Below are 7,978 nucleotides of genomic sequence, written 5' to 3'. Positions count from 1 at the left end.
TGTCGCGGGTGCAGGTGGGGGAGGGGCTGGAGCTGGTGCTGGCGCGCGGTGCCCAGGCGGAGTGGGCGCGGATGCGGAGCACGCTGATGGCGGTGCTGGGGTTGGGGCTGCTCGTGGCGCTCCTGGCGGGCGGGGGCGTGTTCCTGCTGGTGCGGCGGATGATGGCGCCGCTGGGCGCGCTGACGGCGGCGGCGGCGCGGGTGGTGGCCGAGGGCGACTTCAGCGGCACGCTGGACATCCACTCGCATGACGAGATTGGCCAGCTGGCCACGTCCTTCCGGGAGATGATGGCGCGGCTGCGCGCGGTGTTGCTGGCGCTGAAGAACTCCGCACAGGAACTGGAGGCGACGGCGCTGGAGCTGGCGAACTCCGCGTCGGACCAGAACCTCGCGGTGACGCGGCAGGCGGCGGCGCTGCACCAGACGCAGATCGCCGCGCGGCAGCTGCAGGAGAGCTCGCGGGCTGCGGCGCACCGGGCGACGGGCGTGCTGCGCGAGGCGGAGAAGGCGGGCGCGGTGGGGCAGGCGGGCGAGTCCGCGGTGGCGGGCAGCGTGGGTGGGCTCACGCACATCCGTTCGCAGGTGGAGCGCATCTCCAACACGGTGTCGGAGCTGCGGCAGCGCACGCGGCAGGTGGGCGACATCACCGGCACGGTGAAGGACCTGGCGGACCAGTCCAACGTGCTGGCGCTCAACGCGGCCATCGAGGCGGCGCGCAGCGGCGAGGCGGGCCGGGCGTTCGCGGTGGTGGCCCGGCAGATGCGGTCGCTGGCGGACCAGTCCGCGACGGCCACGGCGCGCGTGCAGTCCATCCTGGGCGACATCGGCCGCGCCATCTCCGAAGCGGTGCAGACGAGCGAGGGCGGCACGCGCGAGGTGGAGGGAGGCCTGGATCAAGCGCGCGCGGCGGGTGAGAGCCTGCGAGCGCTGGCCGCGGTCATCCAGAACAACAGCGTGTCCGTGAAGAGCATCGCGGACATGGTGAGCCAGCAGGACGCGGGCATCGCGGAGCTGTTCGCCGCGCTGAGCGACCTGACGCGGCTGGCGGACGAGACGGTGGAGCGCGTGGCCACGAGCGCCGTGGCCGCCGCGCGCCTCACCACCGCGTCCCACGAGGTCAGTAACATCGTGGAGCAGTACCGCCTGTGACGGCGGGAGCCCGCGCGGGCCGCGTCGCCGCGACGTGAGCCGAACTCGCGCAGTGACGCGGGTCGCGTGACGGCCCGCCGTGGTGGCCTGTGCTACGCGGCCTCGCCGCCGTCGATGGCGTAGGCCGCGCCGGTGATGGGGGCCGCGGCCTCCGACGCGAGGAAGAGGCACATCGCGGCCACCTCTTCCGGCTGGATGATGCGGCCCATGGCGCTCATCCCGGCCAGGGCCTCGCGCGCCTGCTCCTCGCTGCGGCCCGTCGTCTTCGTGATGGCGGCCGTCGCGCCCGCGAACATGTCCGTCTCCACCCAGCCCGGATTCACGATGTTCACGGTGACGTTCTTGCGCGCGTACTCCACCGACAGCGCACGCGTCAGCCCCAGCAGTGCGTGCTTCGACGCGCAGTACGCGGACGTGTACTTCGCTCCGCGCGTCGCGGTGATGGAGCCGATGTTGATGACCCGCCCGCCGCCTGCGGACGCCATGGCCGGCATCAGCTCGCGGCACAGGAGGAAGGGCGCCGTCACGTTCACGGCCATCACCTTCGCCAGATCCGCCGTGGACGTCTTCGTCAGCGGCGCGGACACGGTGATGCCCGCGTTGTTCACCAGCACCCGGGGCGTCCCCGCCGCCAGCACGGTCTTGCACGCCGCGAGCAGCGCGGACTCGTCCGCGACGTCCACCGTGAGCGGGCGGATCCGCTCGCCGCCGTCCTTGCGCAGCGCCTCCAGCGACTCCGCCGAGCGCGCCAGCGCCCAGACGTCATAGCCCTCGCGCGCGAACGCCAGGGACACCGCGCGGCCAATGCCCCGGCTGGCGCCCGTCACCACCACGGTCTTCGTCGTCTCGTTTGCCATGGCCGGAAAGCATAGAGCCCCGCGCGTGAATCGCGCGGACGGTGCACGACGAAATGCATCAATTGCGCTGCCGGGGACTCTTCAAGACATCAACCACTGCATCGGAGTCCCCTGAATATGAAGACCTTCAAGCACGGCTTGCTGGCTGCCTCATGCCTGATGTTCGCGTCCACGTCCGCCATCGCCGCGGCGCCCACGGGCAAGGCCAACCCGCGTCTCATGGGCACGCGCGCCATCGTCGCGTGCGACGCCGTGGAGAAGTCGTGCGGCGTGGCGAGCATCTCCTTCCCCGCGGGCATCAGCGGCCTGGTCCCCTACGGCCGCCCGGACGTGGCCATCGCCACCATGTTCTACCCGTCGGTGGATGACGCCGAGGCCGTGCTCGCGCGCGTCGACGCGGGCAACACGGCCCAGCAGGCCGTGGACTACGTGTTCAGCGTGGATCCGTACGCTGACTACCGGCAGCTCGCCGTGGTGAAGCTCAACCCCAACGGGACCATCACCGTGGGGCAGCAGACCGGCGCGGAGAACGCCCCGCAGCGCTGCGCCGTGAAGGGCGCCACCTTCGTCGTCCAGGCCAACAACCAGACCACCGCCAGCATCTGCGCCGCGATGGCGACGGGCTTCCAGCAGGCCCAGGGCAGCCTGCCGCAGCGGCTGCTCGCGTCGCTCAAGGCGGGAGCCGCCGTGGGCCACGACAACAACGGCGAGCGCTCCGGCGTCATCCGCGTCTGGAGCTCTGAGAACGAGGCGGTCTTCTACACGAAGGTGCTGGCGGACGCGGTCGTGCACACCAGCCGGACCGCGCTGAAGGACCTGGAGGTGGAGATGAATCGCTACCAGGCGGGCGTCGCGGCACCGTACGCGTCGGACCTCATCCCGCTCGACGCGGAGACCGCGAAGGTCGTGAAGACCGCGCTGTACAAGGCCGGGTTCTACGCCGACAAGTCCTCCACCGGTGTCATGGACGGGACCTGGGACGCCGCCGCTGAGCAGGCGCTGGAGGCCTTCAACTGGAACACGCTCTTCTTCCTCAAGCCCACCGTGGTGGTGAACGGCCAGCGGAAGATCGACGGTCCGCTGGTCAACTACCTGCGCAACGTGGATCCGAAGGCGTTCACGTCCAGCGAGCTGTGAAGCACCGGGCCCTCGGGCCCGTGACGTCATCACCCTCGCGCGCGAGGGACCTTTCCCAGACATTCCTCACTGCATCGGAGTTCCTGCCCATGAAGACCTTCACGCGTGGTTTGTTGGCTGCTTCCTGTCTGATGTTCGCGTCCACGTCCGCCCTGGCCGCGGCGCCCGCCGGCATCAACCCGCGCATCCTGGGCACGCGCGCCATCGTCGCGTGCGACGCCGTGGAGAAGTCGTGCGGCGTGGCGAGCATCTCCTTCCCCGCGGGCATCAGCGGCCTGGTGCCGTACGGCCGTCCGGACGTGGCGGTGGCCTCCATGTTCTACCCGTCGGTGGATGACGCCGAGGCGATCATCGCCCGCACCGACGCGGGCGACACGGCCCAGGCCGCCATCGACTACGTGTTCACCGTGGATCCGTACGCGGACTACCGGCAGCTCGCCGCGGTGAAGCTCAATCCCGACGGCACCATTACCGTGGGCCAGCAGACCGGCGCGGAGAGCGCCTCGCAGCGCTGCGCGGTGAAGGGCGCGAACTTCGTCGTGCAGGCCAACAACCAGACCACCGCCACCATCTGCGCCGCCATGGCGACGGGCTTCCAGCAGGCCCAGGGCAGCCTGCCGCAGCGGCTGCTCGCGTCGCTCAAGGCGGGGGCCGCCGTGGGCCACGACAACAACGGCGAGCGCTCCGGCGTCATCCGCGTCTGGAGCTCGGAGAACGAAGCGGTCTTCTACACGAAGGTGCTCGCGGACGCCGTCGTGCACAGCAGCAGGAACGCGCTGAAGGAGCTGGACGTGGAGATGAACCGCTACCAGGCGGGCGTCGCGGCGCCGTACGCGTCGGACCTCATCTCCCTGGACAAGGAGACCACGAAGGTCGTGAAGCGCGTGCTGCACAAGCTCGGGTACTACAGCGGCCGCATGGACGCGACGTGGAACGACGCCGCCGAGCAGGCGCTGTATGACTTCAACTGGAACAACCTCTTCTTCCTCAAGCCCACCGTGGTGGTGAACGGCCAGCGGAAGATCGACGGTCCGCTGGTCAACTTCCTGCGTGACGGGGACCTGGAAGCGTTCGCGCCCGCGTCTCACTGACGCACCGGTGGTTTGACGGCGTGGGGAGGGCGACGCCAAGCTCGCCGCCATGCCCCGCGCCGATATCACCGACCTGTTCCGCATCGACGACCTGCTGTCCGCCGAGGAGAAGGCCGCCCGCGACGCGGTGGCCCGCTTCGTGGACGCGGAGGTGCTGCCCATCATCGGCAAGCACTTCCGCGACGGCACCTTCCCCGCGCACCTCATCCCGGGCCTGGCGGAGCTGGGCGTGCTGGGCGCGAACCTCCAGGGCTACGGCTGCGCGGGCATGAACACCGTCAGCTACGGCCTGGTGTTGCAGGAGCTGGAGCGCGGTGACTCCGGCCTGCGCAGCTTCGCGTCCGTGCAGGGCTCGCTGTGCATGTTCCCCATCCACGCCTACGGCAGCGAGGAGCAGAAGACGCGCTTCCTGCCGGGCATGGCGAAGGGGCAGCTCATCGGCTGCTTCGGCCTCACCGAGCCCGACTTCGGCTCCAACCCCGGCGGCATGCGCGCTCGCGCCCGGAAGGATGGAGACACCTGGGTGCTCAACGGCACCAAGGCGTGGATTACCAATGGCTCCATCGCGGACGTCGCGGTGGTGTGGGCGAAGACGGAGGACGGTGGCCCGGAGTCCGTGCGCGGCTTCCTGGTGGAGAAGGGGATGCCCGGCTTCAGCGCGCGGGAGATTCCCGGCAAGTTCTCCCTGCGCGCCTCGCGCACCAGCGAGCTGTCCTTCCAGGACGTGCGCGTGCCGGACCGCAACGTGCTGCCCGGCGTCGTGGGCCTCAAGGGGCCGCTGTCGTGCCTCAACAACGCCCGCGCGGGCATCGCGTTCGCGGTGACGGGCGCGGCCATCGCCTGCTTCGAGGGCGCGCGTGAATACGCGCTGTCCCGCACGCAGTTCGACGGCAAGTCCATCGCCGGCTACCAGCTCACGCAGGAGAAGCTGGCGGACATGCTCCAGGAGATCGTGAAGGCGCAGCTGTTGAGCCTGCGGCTCGCGCGCCTCAAGGACGAGGGCAAGAGCAACCCCGTGATGGTGAGCCTGGCCAAGCGCAACAATGTGAAGAGCGCGCTCGACATCGCCCGCGTGGCCCGGAGCATCTACGGCGCCAACGGCATCACGGACGACTATCCGCCCGTGCGCCACATGCTGAATCTGGAGAGCGTCTTCACCTACGAGGGCACCCACGAGGTGCACACGCTGGTGCTGGGCAAGGCCATCACCGGCATCGACGCGTTCGGCTGACGCGGACGCCGGTGGAAGCCGCGCCTCCCCTCGCTCCCGGATGGGAAGGAGGGGAGGGCACGGGAAGGAACGTCAGGACTGGGTGCCGCCCTCGCCCGAAGGCTCTGAGGAGGGCTCGGAGGCAGGGGCCTCGGCGGACGCCTCGGCCTCCCCGGACTCGTCACCCTCCTCGGCACCTTCCGCGGAGGCCTGGGGCTCGTCGGGCGTCTCGACCGCGGTGCCGGAGGCCTCGGCGGCCTGCTGCGCCTTGAGCTCCTCGTCGTTCATGAAGCCGACGGGGTTCTCCTTGCGGTTGAAGAAGCGCACGGCCTTGGCGGACAGCGCGTACATCTGCTCGGCCACGGAGGCGGGCACCAGCGAGTGCTCGATCTGCGCGGGCTCCGGGCGCTCCACCACGCCCAGCTCGCCGTCCTCCAGCTGCTTGGCCTGGGCGGGGCTCAGCTCCATGCGGCGCAGCTTTCCCTTGCGCGTCATGAAGTAGAACGCCGTCTCGCCCGCCTCCTGGGGCACCTGGGCGCCCAGCACCAGCTCGCGCAGGGCGCGGTCCAGCTCCACCTGCTTCTTGGACTCGGCGCGCTGGTAGGCCTTGGAGCCCGGCATGGGCGGCAGCTTCGGGATGGGCTTCTCCGTGGGCGTGCCCGGACGCGAGGCCGCGCCGAACCCTCCCTGAGGACCGCCCCGGAAGCCTCCGCCCTGGCGCGGCGGACCGCCGGCACCCTGACGCGGGGGACCTCCGGCGCCGCGCGGCGGACCGCCACCGCCCTCGCGGCGCGGCGGACCTCCGCGGTCGTCACGGCGCGGCGGGCCTCCGGCTGTCCGATTCTCATCACGTCCGCGAGGGGCCGGGGCGCGTGGAGCGCTCCCCCGGTTGTCCTCCTGGCGCCGTGGCGCCGAGGGCGTGGAGTCGGACTTCTTGGCCTGCTCCTCGGAGACGAGGCCCGCTTTCAACAACTTGTCTCGCAGGTTCTGCATGGGTTGGGCGTTCTATCCCTTGCACGGCCGCACGCAAGCCACCGCTTGCCGCTCCTGTCCCCCCCACGTAACTTGCCGCCCCCGCCGTCCTGGTCGTGGAGGTTCCGTGAGAAGTCTGACGAAGTCCGCCGCCCTCGCCCTGGTCCTGGCAGCCGCCGGCTGCTCCGACCCCGTCGACAAGGCGGCCAAGGCCCGCATCTTCTCGCCGGAGGACCCGCCGAAGGTGGTGGCCTCGGCGAAGGAGAAGCTGCCGCCGGAGGACGTCGCGGACAACCCCCAGGTGTCCCGCCGCATCCTGGGCATGGACGCCGCGGAGGTGACCGAGCGGCTGGGCCCGCACTTCTTCCAGTCCACCCTCAGCTACGAGTGGGCCGGCCCCAGCGGCAACAACCCCGTGAAGCTCACGGAGACGCGCTCCTTCCGCGCGGGCCCCGGCGGCGTCAACGGCGACTTCCACGGCATTTTGGAGAACTCGCGCGACCAGGGCCTGGAGGTCATGCGCGTGAAGGGGCAGGTCTTCGCGCGCAACCGCTACGGCCCGTACCGCCAGCGCCTGCGCGACCGCGGCATGGCCGAGCGCACCCGCACGGAGCTGACGGGCGCCATCCGCGACTTCGACAGCCTCTTCCAGGGCCGCATCAAGCTCACCCCCGCGGGCACCGTCACCCACGAGGGGCGCACCGCGTGGAAGTACAACGTCTCCCTGGGCGCGCCCCAGGAGGGCGGAGCGCCCAAGAAGATGCCCGCCGCCTTCTCGCCCAAGAACGCGGACGAGACGACGAAGCGCCGCGCCAACTTCTTCGCGCACCGGCTGCCGCGCTCGCTGGAGGGCGAGGTGCTGGTGGACGCGGCCACGTCCGTCGTCCTCAAGGCCCGGCTGGACGGGCGCATCGGCGTGCCCCAGGAGAAGACCCCGGAGGCCGCCGAGCTGCGCATGACGCTGGAGTCCAGCCTGACGGAGATTGGCAAGGACCCGCAGCTGCAGCCGCCCCAGGACTTCCTGCCGGACGCGGACAAGCCCCAGGGCATCGCGGACGCGCTGGACCATTTCGGCATCCCGCGCACCAAGCCGGGGGACTCGCCCGCCACCCCGGGCGCCACGCCCGGCGCCCCCGACCCGGAAGACGAGGGCGAGGGCAACTGACGCACCCCAGGCGCCCCCTGTGGCGCCTCCGGAGGCCCCTCCTGACCGTTGGAAGCCCCACGGCTTCACGGCGGGAGGTGCCTCCCTTCCCGGGGCTGTGACGGCCGTGTCCTGCGCGGGCCGCCGTCCCCTCCGGGGCCTCCCCGCAAGTGCTTGAAGTGGCTGGGGAACCCCCCTGGCCCTGGCCTTGCTCTGGGGAAGGGCCATGTTCCGCTCCGCCCTCCCCCTGGCGTGTGCCGGGCTCGCACTCCTGGCGACCCCGGCCCTCGCCGAACCCGCCCGCAACCTGGGCATCACCGTCGCGCCGCTGGGGGCCTACGTGCTCAAGGGCGACGCGGAGGCGGGGCGCACCGTGGGCTACAGCGCGGGCCTGGGCTGGGCGTACCGCAAGCCGGGGG

7 protein-coding genes and 1 pseudogene are annotated in these 7,978 nt (G+C 71.2%); 6 read left to right on the top strand and 2 right to left on the bottom strand.

Translation table 11 applies throughout. The annotated features are described in order from the left end of the window. A partial coding sequence (locus D7W79_RS34990; protein ID WP_147442201.1) for a methyl-accepting chemotaxis protein occupies positions 1-1,148 on the top strand: 1,148 nt, incomplete at its 5' end. Between the two features lie 92 nt (positions 1,149-1,240). Here D7W79_RS34990 and D7W79_RS34985 read toward each other — a convergent pair. After that, on the bottom strand, positions 1,241-2,005 hold the full coding sequence (locus D7W79_RS34985; RefSeq protein WP_120529659.1) for an SDR family NAD(P)-dependent oxidoreductase: 765 nt from the start codon (positions 2,003-2,005) through the stop codon (positions 1,241-1,243). Positions 2,006-2,122: 117 nt separating this feature from the next. Here D7W79_RS34985 and D7W79_RS34980 point away from each other — a divergent pair, with 117 nt between their 5' ends. The 3 genes from D7W79_RS34980 to D7W79_RS34970 all read left to right on the top strand — a co-directional run bounded on the left by D7W79_RS34980 (position 2,123) and on the right by D7W79_RS34970 (position 5,464). Further along, on the top strand, positions 2,123-3,142 hold the full coding sequence (locus D7W79_RS34980) for a DUF1028 domain-containing protein (protein ID WP_120529658.1): 1,020 nt from the start codon (positions 2,123-2,125) through the stop codon (positions 3,140-3,142). An 89-nt stretch (positions 3,143-3,231) separates the two neighbouring features. Next, positions 3,232-4,233 (top strand): DUF1028 domain-containing protein, encoded by a 1,002-nt coding sequence (locus tag D7W79_RS34975; protein ID WP_120529657.1) that lies wholly within the window; start codon positions 3,232-3,234, stop codon positions 4,231-4,233. A 49-nt stretch (positions 4,234-4,282) separates the two neighbouring features. Beyond that, positions 4,283-5,464, top strand: coding sequence for an acyl-CoA dehydrogenase family protein (locus D7W79_RS34970; protein WP_120529656.1), 1,182 nt, complete (start codon positions 4,283-4,285; stop codon positions 5,462-5,464). Between the two features lie 72 nt (positions 5,465-5,536). Here the strand turns inward: D7W79_RS34970 and D7W79_RS34965 are convergent, their stop codons facing one another. Continuing rightward, complete coding sequence (locus D7W79_RS34965; protein WP_120529655.1) at positions 5,537-6,436, bottom strand: DUF2058 family protein; 900 nt, start codon at positions 6,434-6,436, stop codon at positions 5,537-5,539. 106 nt (positions 6,437-6,542) lie between these two features. On the opposite strand from D7W79_RS34965, the gene D7W79_RS34960 reads away from it, so the two are divergent. Next, positions 6,543-7,580: a hypothetical protein gene (locus D7W79_RS34960; protein ID WP_208729921.1), complete on the top strand. Its 1,038-nt coding sequence runs from the start codon at positions 6,543-6,545 to the stop codon at positions 7,578-7,580. Positions 7,581-7,785: 205 nt separating this feature from the next. Then, a pseudogene (locus D7W79_RS34955) lies at positions 7,786-7,978 on the top strand (hypothetical protein); the annotation flags it as partial.

It is taken from the genome of Corallococcus exercitus (assembly GCF_003611585.1).
Taxonomy (GTDB): domain Bacteria; phylum Myxococcota; class Myxococcia; order Myxococcales; family Myxococcaceae; genus Corallococcus; species Corallococcus exercitus.
This window is presented reverse-complemented; position numbering and strand designations above follow the sequence as displayed.